Source organism: Nostoc sp. DedSLP03, from assembly GCF_034530815.1.
Taxonomy (GTDB): Bacteria; Cyanobacteriota; Cyanobacteriia; order Cyanobacteriales; family Nostocaceae; genus Nostoc.
Window position 1 is genome coordinate 11,987 of the sequence record NZ_JAVRCK010000068.1, and the last position, 16,399, is coordinate 28,385.

Below are 16,399 nucleotides of genomic sequence, written 5' to 3' on the forward strand. Positions count from 1 at the left end.
CGTATTCACCCGCTCGAACTTAAAGGATATGGAAGTGAACGCTCAACACTATGACGACATTATTATCGGCTGCGGCAAAGCGGGTAAAACACTTGCACCAGCGTTAGTCGCTGACGGACGTAAAACCGCTCTGGTTGAACGCAGCTTAAATATGATTGGTGGCGGGTGCATTAATATTGCTTGCATTCCTACTAAAACTATGGTGGCGAGTGCTAATGTGGCAAACACAGTGCGAAATAGTGCCGTTTATGGTGTTAAAGCTAATACACCTATCGTTAATTTAGCAGAGGTGATTCAACGAAAACGAACGGTTGTGCAATCTGCGCGTGAAATGAACTTGCACAATTTAGAAACAGCTCTGGATAAGAACTTGATCCTTGGCACAGCAAGGTTTGTTGCTCCCAAAACAATTGAAGTGACCACGACTGAGGGGAACAATCGCTTACTTACCGCCGAGCGGTTATTTATTAATACAGGCACACGACCGTTAATTCCATCGATTCCTGGACTCACAGAAGCGGGATTTTTAACTAGTGAGTCGATTATGGAGCTAGAATATTTGCCTGAACACCTGATCGTTCTCGGTAGCGGCTATATTGGTTTAGAGTTTGCCCAGATGTTTCGGCGCTTTGGCTGTGGCGTTACTGTCATTGGGCAAAGTGAGCAAATCCTGTCACAGCAAGATCCAGATATAGCGATCGCAGTTCAAAAACTGCTAGAACGAGATGGTATTGAATTCTTGCTGAAGGCGAAGGTGTTGAGGGTGGCTCGCACTGATAATCAAACCATCCTGCAAATCCAAGTTGGCGATCGTGAAATCACCCTCCAAGGGTCGCATTTGCTCGTCGCCGTTGGTCGTGCGCCCAATACTGAGAGCTTAAATTTAGCTGCTGCTGGTGTGGCAACCGATACACGCGGATTTATTCAAGTTAACGAGCGCTTAGAGACGAACATTCCGGGGATTTGGGCGTTAGGCGACATCAACGGTGGCCCGCAATACACTCATATATCGCTCGACGATTATCGCATTATCAAAGCTAATTTAATTGATCGGGGCAACCGGAGTACACGGGATCGATTGGTTCCATCGTGTCTATTTATCGATCCAGAACTGGCTCATGTGGGTTTGACTGAGACTGAAGCACAGCAACAAGGATATGCCATCAGCGTGGCGAAGGTGGATGCGTCAGCCGTTCCCAGAGCAAGAACACTCGGTCAAATTGATGGACTGCTAAAGGCGATCGTGGATACCGAAACAGGTCGTATTCTAGGGTGTTCCCTGTTGTGTCATGAAGCAGGTGAAATGATTTCAACAGTGCAGATGGTGATGCAAGCTCAGATGCCCTACACAGTTCTGCGCGATGGTATTTTGACTCATCCCACGATGACTGAAGGGTTAAATATATTGTTTTCCAAGTTGTAAAAAGACAGCAATTGCAGATCCAAGGACTTACCAAACAAACGACATTTTACTATTGAAGGTCAAGTATACATAGCATGATTAGTAAAACATCTAAAGTCGGTATTATTGGTGCAGGTAATGTAGGTGCAGACGTTGCAAATGCTTTAGTTTTACTTGGCAGATGTGTAAGGGTTGTGCTTTTTGACCGAACCTTATCAAAAGCTGAAGGGCAAGCATGGGATATCAAAGACAGCATTCCCCTATTCAGCAATGCCTATAAAAGCGGAACAGATGCAGATATTCAAAAGACGATCGCCTTACTCCCGAATACTGGCTGACCATTCTTCCTCCTGACTTCGCTCTCTATTAGCAACTGACTGCTTTAAACCCAACAATCAAAGGATTAGCATAATGAGAAAATTAGAAGGAAAAATCGCCCTTGTCACGGGTGGCAACAGTGGTATCGGTCTTGCCACTGCCAAACAGTTTGTTGATGGCGGTATGGCACAGATTTGAAGTCCAAAAGGAGTTAAAGATGAAGCTGATCTCTGTTAATGTCGGGCTGCCGCGTGAAGTGACCTGGAAAGGAAAAGCCGTCCGCACTGGAATTTTCAAAGAGCCAGTTAATTCGAGAGTGATGGTGCGCGAACTCAATTTAGATGGCGATCGCCAAGCGGATCTCACCGTTCATGGCGGAGTTGACAAAGCTGTATATGTCTATCCTTTTGAGCATTATGATTACTGGCGAAGCGAATTGCCTGACACAGAGTTAACGCCAGGAATCTTTGGTGAAAATTTCACAGTTACAGGATTTAAAGAAGAGGAAATTAACATTGGCGATCGCTTCAAAATCGGCAGTGCGGAACTAATGGTGACTCAACCGCGCTTACCCTGCTACAAACTAGGAATTCGTTTTGGGCGATCGGATATGGTCAAACGATTTCTCGCCAGTCGTCGCACCGGATTTTACTTTCGCGTTTTGCAAGAGGGCGAAGTTGGAGTCGGAGACACTTTAGAGTTGATGAGTCGAGATACCAACAATATTACTGTTGCTAATATCATTCAGCTTTATGTTCGCGAGCGAAACAATCCAGAGTTACTGCATCGTGCAGCTCAACTGAAAGCGTTACCCGAAGACTGGCAAGACTACTTTCAGGAGCAGATTCGTCGTCAAGATGTGAGATAGATCGACCTGTTGTAAAACACCATCATGTCACTTTTGTCACTTACAAGGAGTCATCCTATGACTACATATCGTACAGTTTCGATCGATGGTTTAGAAATTTTACAAGAAATCCACTGCTATGAATGCAAACAACGGCATCATTAGCCAGCTTAGTCAATATTCAGTGCCTGTAACCATTGATCGATTAGAAGCCGTCCTTGAAGTAAAAGGCATCACCATTTTTGCCCGCATCGATCAACAGGCTGAAGCCGAAAAAGTCGGACTAAGCCTGTGTCCTACACAGTTGTTGCTGTTTGGCAACCCAAAAGCCGGAAGTTCCCTCATGGTGGCACAACCAACGATCGCCTTGGATTTACCTCTGAAAGCAGAGTACTTAGTTTTGCCGATCGCAAATAAGTTGCAGAATTAGCACGCGATCGCATCAAAGCTTGAAACAACAATACTAAATTCCAGTAGTGGACAAAAGCTCACTGTGGCTCAACTTTTGTTGGAGTGCCTAGACGTAAAAGCGCGGCTTTTAGAGTAAAAATACACGAGCAAAACCAAACTACTATTAATTGGTAAGTTTGCAGTATATTTTGCTAAAAAGCTTATAATAGCTGTACTATATAAGTTCTAGATTAGCATAGTAGAATATGACATTGAAAAACACTTTTGGTGAATATAGTTTTGTCACTAAACTAGACGTTACTAATCTCGAAGCTAGTGCCGAGTGGTACAAGTCCAAGCTTGGGTTAGTTCCTGAAGAAAAATATGACACACCTAGCTGGAGACAGTTTAGTTTTCCTGATATTCCACGCTTTGCAATCGGATTGAACTTGAGTGACTCAGTTGAACCAGGTAATACTGTCAGTACCTTTGTTGTCAATGATATAGTTGCTGCTCGTCAAAGCCTGACTGAAAAAGGAGTCTCAGTTGGGCCAATTACAGATGTCGGTCATGGAGTGCAATTATCCACTTTCAAGGATATTGACGGAAATTTGTTAGGGCTTAGGCAAAATCCGCAGTCTTAGCCTGAATTTACACCTAAATCGGGGAATTAGGCAGGGATATAATTTCAATTTGCAATTTAACCTAACTGTCTTAGTGGGGATCGGCCTAAAAAAGCTTGTAAAACGAATCTTGACCCAAGATTGACCACCAACTCCCCACTCATGACTTTAATAGTCCACATCAGCAGAACTTTCGGCAGTAAGAGAGAAAATTGATTGGCTACGCTTTTTAAAAGCGATGTCTACGATGGTCACTGAGCCTTGTCGAAGTGCGGGCTGCGCCTACGCTACTTTCTCCATCCCCAGATTTGCCTTCTGAGCAGCCCATCACCAGCAAGCATATCTGTCGGCTGCCAGGGAAGATATCCATTGTGAGAAAATGTTCACTTGACTTCAAATAGGCATGGCTTCAAGGAGTAACAGCGATGGAAACGCGATTTTTAGGAAAGTCCGGTCTTAAGATTTCGGCTCTCAGTTTCGGTACAATGACCTTCGGTGGTAGCGACTTCTTCCAAGAAATTGGGGCGACTCAGGTAGACGAGGCGCGACATCTGATTGATATTTGCCTTGATGCAGGTGTCAACATCTTTGACACAGCAGATGTTTACTCGAATGGACTTTCTGAGGAGATTCTTGGTAAAGCTCTCGGAAAGCGTCGTTCTGATGTAATTATTGCAACTAAGGCTTATGGTCGTATGGGAAAAGGAGCAAATGATACTGGATTGTCACGTTATCATCTGATTCGAGCCTGTGAGGACAGCCTACGACGATTAGACACAGATTACATCGACCTCTATCAAGTTCATGGTTTCGATGCTTTAACTCCACTAGAAGAAACGCTTCGCGCCTTAGACGATCTTATACGTAGTGGCAAAGTTCGCTACATTGGCTGCTCTAATTATTCAGCTTGGCATTTAATGAAGGCGCTGTCTGTATCAGAGCGTTTGAACTTGGAATGCTATGTGTCACAACAGGTTTATTACTCGCTTGTGGCGCGAGAGTTGGAATTTGAACTAATTCCTCTAAGTTTAGATCGAGGTGTGGGTATCTTAGTGTGGAGTCCACTCGCTTTTGGTTTCCTCTCAGGTAAGTATCGTCGTGGTCAGTCGGAACCGGAAGGGACGCGACGAGCAAAAATCGGTGATATTGGCACTGTCAGTGACCTGGAAAAGGGATACGACATTGTGGAAGTTCTGCACGAAGTGGCTAATAACCGTGGTGTCAGTGTTGCTCAAGTCGCACTCAACTGGCTGTTACGTCAGTCTGGTATTACATCCGTTATTATCGGAGCGCGGAATGAACAACAACTTCGAGACAACCTTGGTGCTGCTCAGTGGGAGCTAACATTAGAGGAAATAAATCGGCTCAATCAGGTTAGCGCGATCGCGCCAATCTATCCTTACTGGCATCAGCGCAAGTTCGGAGCTGAACGCATTCCACATTAACAATTCAAAATTCAAAATTCAAAATTCAAAATTAAAGGCAATTTCAGACGGGGATTTAAACCCTGACTGAAACTGGGGCTACCTATAGAGGTAGGGGTCTTAAACCCTTTTATTTACGATAAAATATTCCAGTTGCGATCGCATGAAGGCAGTGAGCTTGGTGCGATCGCTTGATTAAACTCTTTGCGGAACATAACCACGATGGACGCACAAATTACTTATTCCCGATCGAGCAACAGGAACGGCCAACACGCGATCAGTAATTATTTTTCAAACCGTTGTTCTTGCTGTGGTTGCTGTTGACGTTGAGTAGGTTGGAGTTTTTTTAAAATTGTTGGTGGTGTAGCTTGGCGAAATGCACCACAATAGTGCATGGTCATAACTGCTTTGAAAGCCCAATGGTCTGATGGAACATCAGTAAAAGGATTTGGTAAAGTTTGGGCAAGATTTTGAACGCAAGCATTCACAACTTGATTTGATGTTGCTGGAGCTTCAGTTACAAGTTCTTGAGATTTAGCAGGAGTAACGAAGCTAGTAGTGGCTAGTACTACGAGTGTAGCTAAAATTTTATACTTCATAACTTGAGTTTTCTAGAGATGGCATTTAACCCTATCTTAGTTTGCAGACAACAGTCTAGGAACTAGAATAATTTTGCCCAGATAAAGTGTTAGCGGTACTTAAATAAAAATTTGGCTTGGGAGACGATGCCGAAGCAATAGCTAGTTCCCGTAATCTTTTTTACTGCTTGATTTTGTGCGGGAATCATCAATTATTTGGTGATACTAACCGAATTTACAGGACTTATAACCATACTTATTATAAATACATAAGCACAAAACCAAGTGCAAAAAAAAATTAAACAAGAAATGAATTTTTCTGAGAAAGAGTTATGGCACTAATTCGTTACAATCCCTGGCAAGAATTGAACGCTCACTTAAGTCACATCAACGGCTTACTTGGAGATACCAGAGTACCATCTGCAAGGGTTGACAGAGATTTTATCAAAGTTCCGGCGGCTGAACTACAAGAAACTGATGATGCTCTGCATTTGAAGTTAGAACTACCAAGACTTGAAGCTAAAGACTTAGATATTCAAGTCACTGAAGATGCTGTTCACATTAGCGGTGAGCGCAAGTCCCAAACTAAAACCGAAAACAATGGCACTACCAAGAGCGAATTCTACTATGGTAAATTCCAACGTGTAATTCCTCTATCTGCTAAGGTTCAAAATACCAATGTCACCGCAGATTATAAAGACGGTATCTTGAATTTGACACTGCCCAAGTCCGAGCAAGAAAAGAACAAAGTTGTCAAGGTTAATCTTGAACCTACTACCTAATTGGTTGTAATGCAACTACTCTACCGACAATAATTGATTGAGATGCTAAAAGCCCAGTTATGAAATGACTGGGCTTTTTTGGATTGCAAAAGAGTTACAGAATAAACAATGTAGCAATTTGTGGTAAAACAATTAGAGCTTTCAAAAGTAATAAGCTTTCACAAATGACAATACTGCCGCAATGTAACCAAACACATACCTTGCAAAAACTAGATAGATTTTTGCGTCAACCATTTCAAAAAACTTTCTGGGGAATTGTTTGTTTAATAGTTCTGTTTGGTGTTGGTTTGGTGTCTGTAAACGCGGTACAACCCAGACGTGAGCCTCATCTGTGGCAAGTTTATCAGCAGTCGCTCAAAAAAGCCAAATATGTTGACTTGACTCATAAGATCGCTCCTTCAATTCCTGTATGGTCAGGTTTTGCTTCATCTTTCTTTGCGCCTGCCATCAACCCAAAAACCAGTGAACCATACACTTACCAAAAGGATGGGTTTGAAGCAACTCATTACGATTTATCCACCGATCAGCTAGGAACCCAATTAGATCCACCTGCTCACTGGAATCCTGATTATCCAGCTATCGATGAGTTGCCAGCGACCTTTGCTGTTCGTCCTCTAGTAATAATTCCGATTCAGGATAAAGTTGCCAAAGACCCCAATTATCATCTGAGTGTCAAAGATATTCAGGATTGGGAGCGCAAACATGGCAAAATTCCCCAAGGCTCAGTTGTGTTTGTTCGCTCTGACTGGTCTTCATCATGGCCAAACCCCGAACTAGCTACAAGAACTAAGTTTCCTGGGGTGAAGCTAGAAGCTTTAAAGTTTCTGCATCTTGAGCGCAAAATTCTTTTCCACGGACACGAACCCCTTGATACAGACAGCACCCCAACACTCGAAGGGGAAGCTTGGCTGTTGAAAAATGGATATGCCCAAGCAGAGGGTGTTACAAATCTAGATCGGGTGCCAGAAACAGGCGCATTAATCTCTATTGGGTATCCCAAATTCAAAGGTGGTTTAGGAGGTTATGCACGTTACATTGCTATCTGTCCGCCAAATTGGAAATATGGCGTTTCAGTAGGTCAAATGCCGGAGTCTCCCCTGCAAAAAGCAGATAAACCCCTGCATTGGGATACAAAATTGGGTGTACGGGTACGGTGAGATGAAGCAATTATGCTGAGGTTGTGGATGTCGATCGTGGGGTGTGGAGAGCGATCTATTTTCAAACGTGATTGGTAATAAATTAGACCTCTTGGCAAAAGTAACTTTTGCACTCTCGTGGGTAAAGGGGAAAGGTTAAAGGTTAAAGGTTTTTTGTTATTCCTTTCCCCCTTACCCTTTACCCTTTTCCCGACAAATGCCAAGAAGTCTATTGTACTTGAGCAACTATGTTACCTTTTTCAACTGTAGAAGCTCTACCCATTGAGCGACAACGAGCAGAGGATTCATAATTTACAATGCATGCAGTCAGGATTTAACTAATTGATAGTTAAATCCTAACTGCTTCATAAAACTTCTAGCATCAACATAAAGACACTATAAAACTCAATTAATTGTGTCTTTGAAATAATTTTATGCAACTAAATTAAGATTATGACTCTTAAACTTGCATTGTGGTTACTGTGGGCTGGATTTATTGCCTATATTTTATTATTGGCACCGCCCCTGCACTTAGATGAAACGCTAACGCTGTTGAAAAATATATTTACTCTTCAGTGGACTGCTATTAATCCAATTATTCTGTCTCTATTTTCTCTAGTGGGTATTTGGCTATTAATTTATAGTAGTTTATTGTTCATTGATGGCAGGATGCAATCGATTCGGTTTTGGCCTTTTGCGATCGCATCAGTGGGTTCGGGTGTACTTGGTCTTTTGCCGTATTTGGCTTTGCGTGAACCTAATCAACAATTTTCTGGACAAAAGGATGCTTTTTTGAATCTGCTAGATTCTCGCATTTATGGTATTGTCTTAACTTTCAGCACAGTTGTCTTGCTTGTCTATGGTTTCGCCTTGGGTGATTGGGGAGATTATGTGCAGCAGTTTTTAAGCGATCGCTTTATCAATGGCATGAGCTTGGCATTTTGCCTATTTTATGTTTTATTTCTTACTGTTATTGGTGATGATATGGCTCGTCGCCGTTTCCCTAATGCCCAGGTATTTTTAGCAGTGGTATTTGTTCCCTTACTTGGTTCTCTTGCTTATCTTTGCCTGCGCCCGCCACTGGTATCATCAACTAGTCGTGAGGAATCATTCATCGCTAATCGGTAAATATCGGCATTTTTCAATTAGTTCTCCTCATCGAGATTGGATGGAATGGGCGATCGCTTAGTTGACTTTAAGAAGCTCTTAACTAATTCGCCTAGCCAATCACTTTTGATACCAATTTGAAAAATGATTGCGACAGATGGAAAACTGAAACATTTATCTAATAGATGTTTCACAATCCAAAATCTAAAATCGTTCGACTGAGCGTAGCCGAAGTCTAAAATCCAAAATGGTATGAGAATCCCATAGTCAACAATTTTAATTTAGCGAACTGGTAGTATTTTAACAAACATCCCCATACTGCTTTTTGTCCTCAGCTAAGTCAATCATAGGAGTTGGTAATCTTGAAATAGTTAACTGTAACGCTTGCATTTGAGGAAAATCGCGCTCAATAATTTCGATAGCTTTTCTTTGACTCTCTTGATTTTTAGCGATCAGTTGTGCAGTGCCATCGCCCTGAGAACCCACACCTTTTCCTCCGAAGATATAAGGCTTAAGAGGCTCGTGATCGAGAAGCAGATGCAGCTTTTTTGCAGTTAATTGCTCAGGACAAGCCGGAACTACGTGCCGATCGAATTCTGTTTGGGCTTTTGTCATTAAAGCTCCAAGAAGTTGGGCATCTGCTCTTTGTATTGCTTCAACTGCTGCCTGGGTAATTTCAGAGCTAATATAACCAAAATATTTTTGGACATTTTGCTGTATTGAATTAGTAGCAAAAGGATAACATTGATTCAATTTATGTAGTATTTCTTGTGTGTTTTTGCTGCCACCAAGATCGACAATTACAAGAAACAAATCCTCACTAACTTGAAGGGAAAGCAGATCGATTTCTTCACCATCAAATATCATCAATATTGGGCGATTTCCATAAGCACAAGCCTGATCCATACGACCACAAAGGCTAGGAGTGGTTCTTTCTCCCAAGTAGGCAAACTCCATTTCTGAACGAATTGTCATCTTCAAGTCATACAGACGATTAAAAGCCCTTGCAATCAAAACGCAAAAGGCAGCACTCGAAGATAATCCCTTTTGGATGGGTAAGTCGGTTAGATAATTATCAACCTCAAGTCCGCCAACATCATAGTGAGTTAGAATTTGATATGCTGTACCAGCAGCATAACTAAAAAAACCGCCCTCTGCCGCTATGCACTTGAGGGTATTAGATTCCATAGGTAATCTCAGAGGTTCATAAATCCTACCATCATTGAGAGAAGTACGAATAATTAACTCAGTCGGATTAGGCAAGACATCGGCATAAATTCCTTGATTAGTACCAACAATTAAGGTGTAGCCCTTTTCGAGCAGAGGATTAACACTGCGATATTCTCCTGCCCAATCGCTGTGTTCTCCGAACAAACAAAGACGCCCTGGAACAAAAATTCTCATTTGAAGCTCTCACACGATCGCAATATATTTCTGCCCGATCTCCATCTTTACAACTCACTCAACACCCCATCACCAGCAACCATATTTTTGGCATAAGGAGTTGCAAGCCAAGGAAGAAGCTCAAAACCGCAGATGCCGTCTATGATACGTTGGCTGATGCTGACTTCTAAACTTTGTAATGCCAACTTCAAGATTATTCGTTTTTTGCGTAAAGCACGAAAATTGAGGTGAGTAGTATTATATAGGAATGACACTAAGAAAAGCCCAAAGACTTGTGGTTTAAGCTTGGGCGACGTTTACGGATTCGTAGTTCACTTTTTCCGGGGCGATCGCTTATTTGAGGGATCTGAAGCTGGGGATTGCTAAAAAATTAAATGCCCAAGGAGGCTTGGCCTCCTCTTTCTTGACCAGAGGCAGCAGCCCACAGGAATACATTCCCAGCCTCAAGGCTAGAACGAGGCTACCAAGCTTTCGAGCTTTTCTTAGTGGCATTCCATCAAATCCATTAAAAATAGGAACTCACAATACTGAATTTATAGCAGCGATATGGCACGAATCTTATACTTTGCACAGCGTTCACCTTACGCTCGGAAAGTGAGAATTGTCCTGAACGAAAAGCAGCTAACTTACGAACCCAAAGAAACAGACATTAACAATAAACCTCCAGAATTTCTGAGTTTATCTCCCATTGGGAAAGTTCCGATATTGGTGGATGAAAATGGTCTCGTTTTTTGGGATTCAACGCTGATTGTGGAGTATCTAGACGAGACTTATCCTCAGCCGAGTTTTTATCCAGGCGATCGCATTGAGCGTTTGTACTGTCGTCAGGGGGAAGAGTTAGCAGACAGTTTAATAGACAATGTTGTGGGATTGTGGTACGAAACCCGTAAAGGAAATCAAGCCGATTTTGGCATCCAAGCTAAACATCAGTCCAGCATTAATCGCATTTTAGGTGTTTTTGAGCAAAAGTTGACTACCTCAGCCTACCTATTAAATGAAACTCTAAGCGCTGTTGATGTGGCAGCTATATCGGGGTTGGGTTACTACAGCCTCAGATTTGGCCATAATTGGCAGCAAAAGTATCCTAAATTGAGGCAATGGTTTGAGGTATTACATCAACGTCAATCGGTTTACTCTACCATGCCAAAAGCATAAAGCAATTTAGCTGACTTTAATTACTTGAGTTTTTGGAATACATCGTAGCTATTATATTCATTTATTCAATAGAGAGGGTAACTAATGATGACCGAACGAGAATTTCCGAACTGGGAAGCGCTCTATCAAGAAGAAGCCGTTGAAACCATGCCCTGGTTCAACCCTAGTTTAGATCCAGATGTCGAAGAAGCACTCCTTACCCTTGAACTGAGCAATGGTTCAGTGCTGGATTTGGGAACAGGGCCGGGAACTCAAGCGCTTGCCCTAGCCGAACGAGGATTTCAGATGATGGCGACAGATTTATCAGAGGCGGCCATTCGTCAGGCGGCAGCAAAGGCAAATCAAAAGGGATTAAAAATTTCGTTTCAGCAAGATGATATTCTCAACAGTCATTTGGAACAATGTTTCGATTTGATTCTTGACAGAGGATGCTTCCATGTTCTGCCACCCCAAAGCTATGGTACTTACGTGCAAACAGTCGCAAGCTTATTAAAACCTAAGTGCTACCTGTTACTCAAATGCTTCTCTCAAGAGGAAACAAGAGAACAAGGCCCTTACCGTTTTAGCCCAGAGGAGATTCAGCAGATATTCAAAGAACGATTTAATCTGCGTTTGGCTAAACAAACGGTCTATTATGGGATACTCGATCCCCTTCCCAAAGCACTCTTTTGCATCCTAGAAAAGCATTGATTTTTTTGCACAAGCTTACTGGCTGACTCTATTAATTCTCAGTCTCGCCTTCTTTACTTCCGTAATATTAGACCTGAATCCTTACGTCAGTTTCTATATCTTTAACAATCATTCGGGAAATATTTTTTTGCGATTAGAAGTGTTATAATTATGGGGTTTTGTACCAAAGGTTCATACAGATACTCGTGTGGTATAGGACTCATATTTTATTTCTGAAAAAACTCAGTACACCTTTATTCCTATCTTCCCAGTCCCCAGTCCCTAGTCCCCGATCCTTACGAGTAATCAGGAATCAAATAGGATTGCTATAGATGTGCATATCTCTAGAAAAGCGGACAAAGGTAAAATCCGATCGCAATAATCCAGAATTTATCCTGACAACACGAGGTAGTGGTTATTTGTTCCTACGAATTATTTCTTGCTGTCAGGAATAGCAGAAAAATATGACTAAACTCATCTTGATTACAGGCATAAGCAAAGGTCTAGGTTATGCCATGACCGAGGGTTTTATTCAACAAGGACATACTGTTATTGGTTGCGCCCGTTCATCAGATGCTATCGATAAAATACGCCAAAAATTTAGTGCGCCCAATGATTTCACATCTGTAGACGTGGCAAATGAACAGCTTGTAGAAAAATGGGCAATAGACGTACTTCAAAAATATGCACCGCCAGATATAGTAATTAATAATGCGGCAATTACTAATTACCCAGCACCTTTGTGGGAAATACCATCTGAAGAGTTTTCCGATCTGATAGATATCAATATCAAAGGAGTAGCGAATATAATTCGCCATTTCGTACCAGCAATGGTGAAAAATAAACGGGGTATTATTGTTAACTTTAGTTCTGGCTGGGGACGTTCGACTTCAGCCCAAGTTGCACCCTACTGTGCTTCTAAGTGGGCAATCGAAGGATTAACTCGTTCTTTGGCACAAGAATTGCCGAATGGTATGGCAGCTATACCCCTTAATCCAGGGATTATTCATACAGATATGCTCTCTATTAGCTTTGGAGAAGAAGCTGCTAATTATACACCCGTGTCCGATTGGGTATTGAAAGCTGTGCCATTTATTCTCAAATTAAAACCCAAAGATAACGGGATTCCTTTGACTGTACATTAAAAAGTGAATCTCAATTGCGTAGGTGTAGCCCGTCGTAGACATCGTTGCCATTAGGGGCCGACAGTTGAATCACCTCAGTAAAACGTGAATACTTAACCGCATCGGTAGGGGGATAATCTGCCGAAACTGCAATTAACCCAATTTTTATATCCTCGAAATAAATCACACCCCCAATACGTCCTTCAAGAAAGAAAGCTCCATGAAATAAATGATACGGAGCTATGTAGATAAGCAAAAAATCACTAATCTTGATTGCCCTGCTAAACATCTGCTGACAAGTTTTTTGGAGGACAGTATCTAGATATTCATTATCGGCAGGCTTACCCAGGTCAGTGAATTCCGGCCAATCCGCAAAATGATCCATATAAAATAGCCAGATATCGGACAAGTCTGCGTCATTTGTCAGTTTTTGCTTAAGTTCATGTAATCGGTCGATATTCATATTGTGGATATTGAGGAGATGTGACAAACAGACAGCACTGTTAAAACAGTTATCAATTATATTATTTATCAGTATCGAAATATAGCACAAGCCTTGGTGGTTAGGACATCATCTGTTGATGAAACTTAGACACAAAAAGACTTTTCACCCAGTCCCCAGTCCCTTGCTATAAATCTAATTTTTTCTGAAACGGCTTAACATCCAATCAAATTTTGTTCCAGCCAGTGCCATGTTATCTAAAATATTAGAATCCAGTTCATCTTCATATTCAACATTTTGATCCAGTGATTGACCTTTGCTATAAATCGTCAGGTAAATTATGAATATTCATAGATTTCTCAACAAGATTTGGCAGATGTGGCTGCAAGTACAGGGGCAGATTTACCTGAATACGCTGTAACTAATTCGTAATTGGGCATTGCTTATTTCTCCCTGTCCTCTTGTCCCCCATTCCCTTTGATTTGAATTTGCTCTAAACTCGACCTGAACGCACCTTTATTAGATCGTGAAGAATGATTAACAAAAACGAGTATAGACAAACATGATAAAAATGCTAGCTGAAAACTTGATAGGAATTGAGACAAGCTTACAAATTAATTGGGTTTGGCTAAATGCCAGCTTACAGTTTGCTAGTTGGGCACTCTTCTCACTTTTACTTGCTGAGATATTGAGAGACAGTTACCATGCTTTGTGTCACCAAGTCAATTGGCTTGCTAAATGGCACAACAAGCACCACATGGCTTATCGCCGCGATTTATCGATAGTTTCTCTGAAAGTTTATCAAGAATCGCAGCTTTATCACGACATTTTAGAGTCGAGTCTACTGCTGGTGGTATTGGTAGTCGTTGCTTTAATTGTCCAGCAAATGGGGTTATGGCTGGGAGTAGCTTACGCTTGCACCTTCTTGTATGGCGCGTCTGTGCGATATTTTCAAGGAAAAATTGATACAGATTACAACCACCTACCCGGCCCTTTAGAGACAATTCCATCCATTTGGTGGGTGAATCGGTCTTACCATTGGCGACATCATTTTGATGATGTTAACGCCTACTACAGTGGCGTCTTTCCCTTAGTTGATAAAATTCTGGGTACAGGACTGTCTCTCAAAGGTAAAACCATCGCTTTAACTGGAGCATCAGGAGCGTTGGGGCAAGCGTTGGCGGCTGAACTTGTCAAGAATAATGCTAAAGTCGTGGCATTAACCACTAATCCAGAAAAATTAGTAGAGCAAGTTGGGATAAAGGTGGTTTCCTGGCAGTTGGGTAATGAAGTTAATCTGAAGGATAGTTTAGAGAAAGTAGATATTTTAATTATCAATCATGGAGTCAATGTCTACGCCAGCCGCACATCGGAGGCTATCAATTCCTCTTATGAAGTGAATACCTTTTCAGCATTGCGGTTGATAGATATATTTTTGACAACTGTAACAGGGCCACAAGCAAAAGCAACCAAGGAAGTTTGGGTAAACACTTCTGAGGCTGAGGTTTCTCCAGCACTGAGTCCGCTTTATGAACTCAGCAAAAGAGCGCTAGGAGATATTGTTACGCTCAAGCGGTTGGATGGGGATTGTGTAATTCGCAAGTTAATTCTTGGCCCGTTTAAGAGTCAACTGAATCCTTATGGAGTGATGTCTGCACAGCAAGTTGCTCGTGCGATCTTATTTTTGGCACGGCGTGACTTCCGAAATATTATTGTGGCAATCAATCCTCTCACCTATTTGCTATTTCCCTTAAAGGAAACGAGTACGTCACTATACTATCGAGTCTTCAGCCGGACAGCAAAAAGTGAATAGGACTTACGCAAATAATAGTCGAAAAGAATGATTTTCAAGTAGTATGTCAAGTTTAAATTGAGAGGTAAGCAAGTTTGTAGTAAGGACTTTAGTCCTTATTTTCTAAGCACTAAAGTGCTTACTACAAACCCTCAAAAGTGAAAGTGAGAGCCTTAGCCGTATCGGTATTGAATACCTACTGCTTCAAATATACAAAGGTGGAGACTATATATAGCAGATTGCAAGTAAGTGAGGTACAAAATCCAGGATTATTTATCAAATATAAAAAGTTTCTACCTCTTCCCTCCAGCAAGAGCTACCTTCTGCCTCAAAACCCGTAACTTTGTACTTCATGCAAATGAAAACTGCTGTATAAAACAACCTTCTTTACAACAGAAGAATTAAAAACGGGAAATCCTCTAAATAAACCTGACATCAGGCATGATAGTGTCGATAAAAAAAAGCTTCAGCTAAACTCTGTACAATAAATTATTAATTCTTACTGCATCTGGTTCACCATACCTCTTATGTCAGATCAAAGAGCACCAGAAATCGAACTGCTCCGTGCGGCTTACGCAGCCTTCAACGCGCGAAAGATTGACGCTGCCCTTGCCCTCATGACTCCGGACGTGGCTTGGCCGAGAGCGTTCAAAGGCGGTTTTGTCCGTGGGCCTGAAGAAGTTCGCGCTTACTGGACGGAGCAATGGAGCGAGATCGATCCGCACGTCGAGCCGATTTCTTTTTACTTGGAGGATGGCGGTAGTATTTTGGTCAATGTGCATCAGGTTGTGCGTGACAAGGCTTACGCAGTTCTTGCCGATGAGCATGTAGGCCATCGATTCACCCTTGAACACGGCTTGATTCAAGCTATGGAAGTCTGTCCACTTCCATCGTCCACCCCAAAGGCCTAACTATGCGCAAAGAGCAAACAGGCATTTCTAGGGCAGCCTTCTTCTGTATCCGGGGTGAAGTAAGCATCCGTACAGAAAGTTACGCCCTTGGATTTGATGAGCCGCTTTTAATCCAAGCGTGAGCCACGGAGAAACCTGTACTAATTGAAGTGTGATTTGAATTTTGCCAATATTTTTGATTTTATTTTCGGCGTTGCTGAATCGAAGTATGAATCATGCGATCGCACATATGTGATTTTGTTTACCATAACTCAAATGTATTAGATAGGCTATTTTTTCAACAACATTTTTATCC

Annotated in this window: 19 protein-coding genes; 15 read left to right on the forward strand and 4 right to left on the reverse strand. The window is 41.9% G+C overall.

Features of this window, described 5'->3' with window-relative positions:
- The first annotated feature begins 28 nt into the window (after positions 1–28).
- The 6 genes from RM368_RS26710 to RM368_RS26735 all read left to right on the forward strand — a co-directional run bounded on the left by RM368_RS26710 (position 29) and on the right by RM368_RS26735 (position 5,025).
- Positions 29–1,423: a mercuric reductase gene (locus RM368_RS26710; protein WP_322696845.1), complete on the forward strand. Its 1,395-nt coding sequence runs from the start codon at positions 29–31 to the stop codon at positions 1,421–1,423.
- A gap of 74 nt (positions 1,424–1,497) precedes the next feature.
- Entirely contained in the window at positions 1,498–1,740 is a 243-nt protein-coding gene (locus RM368_RS26715) for a lactate/malate family dehydrogenase (protein ID WP_322696846.1), read from the forward strand.
- A 197-nt stretch (positions 1,741–1,937) separates the two neighbouring features.
- Complete coding sequence (locus RM368_RS26720) at positions 1,938–2,588, forward strand: MOSC domain-containing protein (RefSeq protein WP_322696847.1); 651 nt, start codon at positions 1,938–1,940, stop codon at positions 2,586–2,588.
- A gap of 118 nt (positions 2,589–2,706) precedes the next feature.
- Positions 2,707–2,997 (forward strand): DUF302 domain-containing protein, encoded by a 291-nt coding sequence (locus RM368_RS26725; protein ID WP_322696848.1) that lies wholly within the window; start codon positions 2,707–2,709, stop codon positions 2,995–2,997.
- Positions 2,998–3,223: 226 nt separating this feature from the next.
- Complete coding sequence (locus RM368_RS26730; protein ID WP_322696849.1) at positions 3,224–3,601, forward strand: VOC family protein; 378 nt, start codon at positions 3,224–3,226, stop codon at positions 3,599–3,601.
- A 404-nt stretch (positions 3,602–4,005) separates the two neighbouring features.
- A complete protein-coding gene (locus RM368_RS26735) occupies positions 4,006–5,025 on the forward strand; it encodes an aldo/keto reductase (protein ID WP_322696850.1) in 1,020 nt (339 codons plus the stop codon).
- Between the two features lie 263 nt (positions 5,026–5,288).
- Here RM368_RS26735 and RM368_RS26740 read toward each other — a convergent pair whose 3' ends face one another.
- The gene (locus tag RM368_RS26740; protein ID WP_322696851.1) at positions 5,289–5,603 is read right to left on the reverse strand and encodes an S-layer protein; all 315 of its coding nucleotides are present in this window, start codon (positions 5,601–5,603) and stop codon (positions 5,289–5,291) included.
- Between the two features lie 311 nt (positions 5,604–5,914).
- Here RM368_RS26740 and RM368_RS26745 point away from each other — a divergent pair, with 311 nt between their 5' ends.
- From RM368_RS26745 to RM368_RS26755, 3 genes are all read left to right on the forward strand, one after another.
- Positions 5,915–6,364: an Hsp20/alpha crystallin family protein gene (locus RM368_RS26745; RefSeq protein ID WP_322696852.1), complete on the forward strand. Its 450-nt coding sequence runs from the start codon at positions 5,915–5,917 to the stop codon at positions 6,362–6,364.
- A gap of 164 nt (positions 6,365–6,528) precedes the next feature.
- Positions 6,529–7,521, forward strand: a complete 993-nt coding sequence (locus tag RM368_RS26750) for a cyclase family protein (protein WP_322696853.1) — start codon at positions 6,529–6,531, stop codon at positions 7,519–7,521.
- Positions 7,522–7,953: 432 nt separating this feature from the next.
- Positions 7,954–8,628, forward strand: a complete 675-nt coding sequence (locus RM368_RS26755; RefSeq protein WP_322696854.1) for a hypothetical protein — start codon at positions 7,954–7,956, stop codon at positions 8,626–8,628.
- 279 nt (positions 8,629–8,907) lie between these two features.
- Here the strand turns inward: RM368_RS26755 and RM368_RS26760 are convergent, their stop codons facing one another.
- A complete protein-coding gene (locus RM368_RS26760; protein WP_322696855.1) occupies positions 8,908–10,011 on the reverse strand; it encodes a GHMP kinase in 1,104 nt (367 codons plus the stop codon).
- Between the two features lie 47 nt (positions 10,012–10,058).
- Positions 10,059–10,265, reverse strand: a complete 207-nt coding sequence (locus RM368_RS26765) for a hypothetical protein (protein ID WP_322696856.1) — start codon at positions 10,263–10,265, stop codon at positions 10,059–10,061.
- A 292-nt stretch (positions 10,266–10,557) separates the two neighbouring features.
- On the opposite strand from RM368_RS26765, the gene RM368_RS26770 reads away from it, so the two are divergent.
- From RM368_RS26770 to RM368_RS26785, 4 genes are all read left to right on the forward strand, one after another.
- A complete protein-coding gene (locus RM368_RS26770) occupies positions 10,558–11,166 on the forward strand; it encodes a glutathione S-transferase family protein (RefSeq protein ID WP_322696857.1) in 609 nt (202 codons plus the stop codon).
- Between the two features lie 84 nt (positions 11,167–11,250).
- Positions 11,251–11,856 (forward strand): class I SAM-dependent methyltransferase, encoded by a 606-nt coding sequence (locus tag RM368_RS26775; protein WP_322696858.1) that lies wholly within the window; start codon positions 11,251–11,253, stop codon positions 11,854–11,856.
- 311 nt (positions 11,857–12,167) lie between these two features.
- Positions 12,168–12,290, forward strand: a complete 123-nt coding sequence (locus RM368_RS26780; protein ID WP_409882902.1) for a hypothetical protein — start codon at positions 12,168–12,170, stop codon at positions 12,288–12,290.
- Positions 12,291–12,299: 9 nt separating this feature from the next.
- On the forward strand, positions 12,300–12,980 hold the full coding sequence (locus RM368_RS26785; protein WP_322696859.1) for an SDR family oxidoreductase: 681 nt from the start codon (positions 12,300–12,302) through the stop codon (positions 12,978–12,980).
- Between the two features lie 10 nt (positions 12,981–12,990).
- Here RM368_RS26785 and RM368_RS26790 read toward each other — a convergent pair whose 3' ends face one another.
- Positions 12,991–13,422: a hypothetical protein gene (locus RM368_RS26790; RefSeq protein ID WP_322696860.1), complete on the reverse strand. Its 432-nt coding sequence runs from the start codon at positions 13,420–13,422 to the stop codon at positions 12,991–12,993.
- Positions 13,423–13,963: 541 nt separating this feature from the next.
- On the opposite strand from RM368_RS26790, the gene RM368_RS26795 reads away from it, so the two are divergent.
- Positions 13,964–15,214, forward strand: a complete 1,251-nt coding sequence (locus RM368_RS26795; RefSeq protein ID WP_322696861.1) for a bifunctional sterol desaturase/short chain dehydrogenase — start codon at positions 13,964–13,966, stop codon at positions 15,212–15,214.
- Between the two features lie 506 nt (positions 15,215–15,720).
- The gene (locus RM368_RS26800) at positions 15,721–16,104 is read left to right on the forward strand and encodes a nuclear transport factor 2 family protein (RefSeq protein ID WP_322696862.1); all 384 of its coding nucleotides are present in this window, start codon (positions 15,721–15,723) and stop codon (positions 16,102–16,104) included.
- The last annotated feature ends 295 nt before the right edge of the window (positions 16,105–16,399 follow it).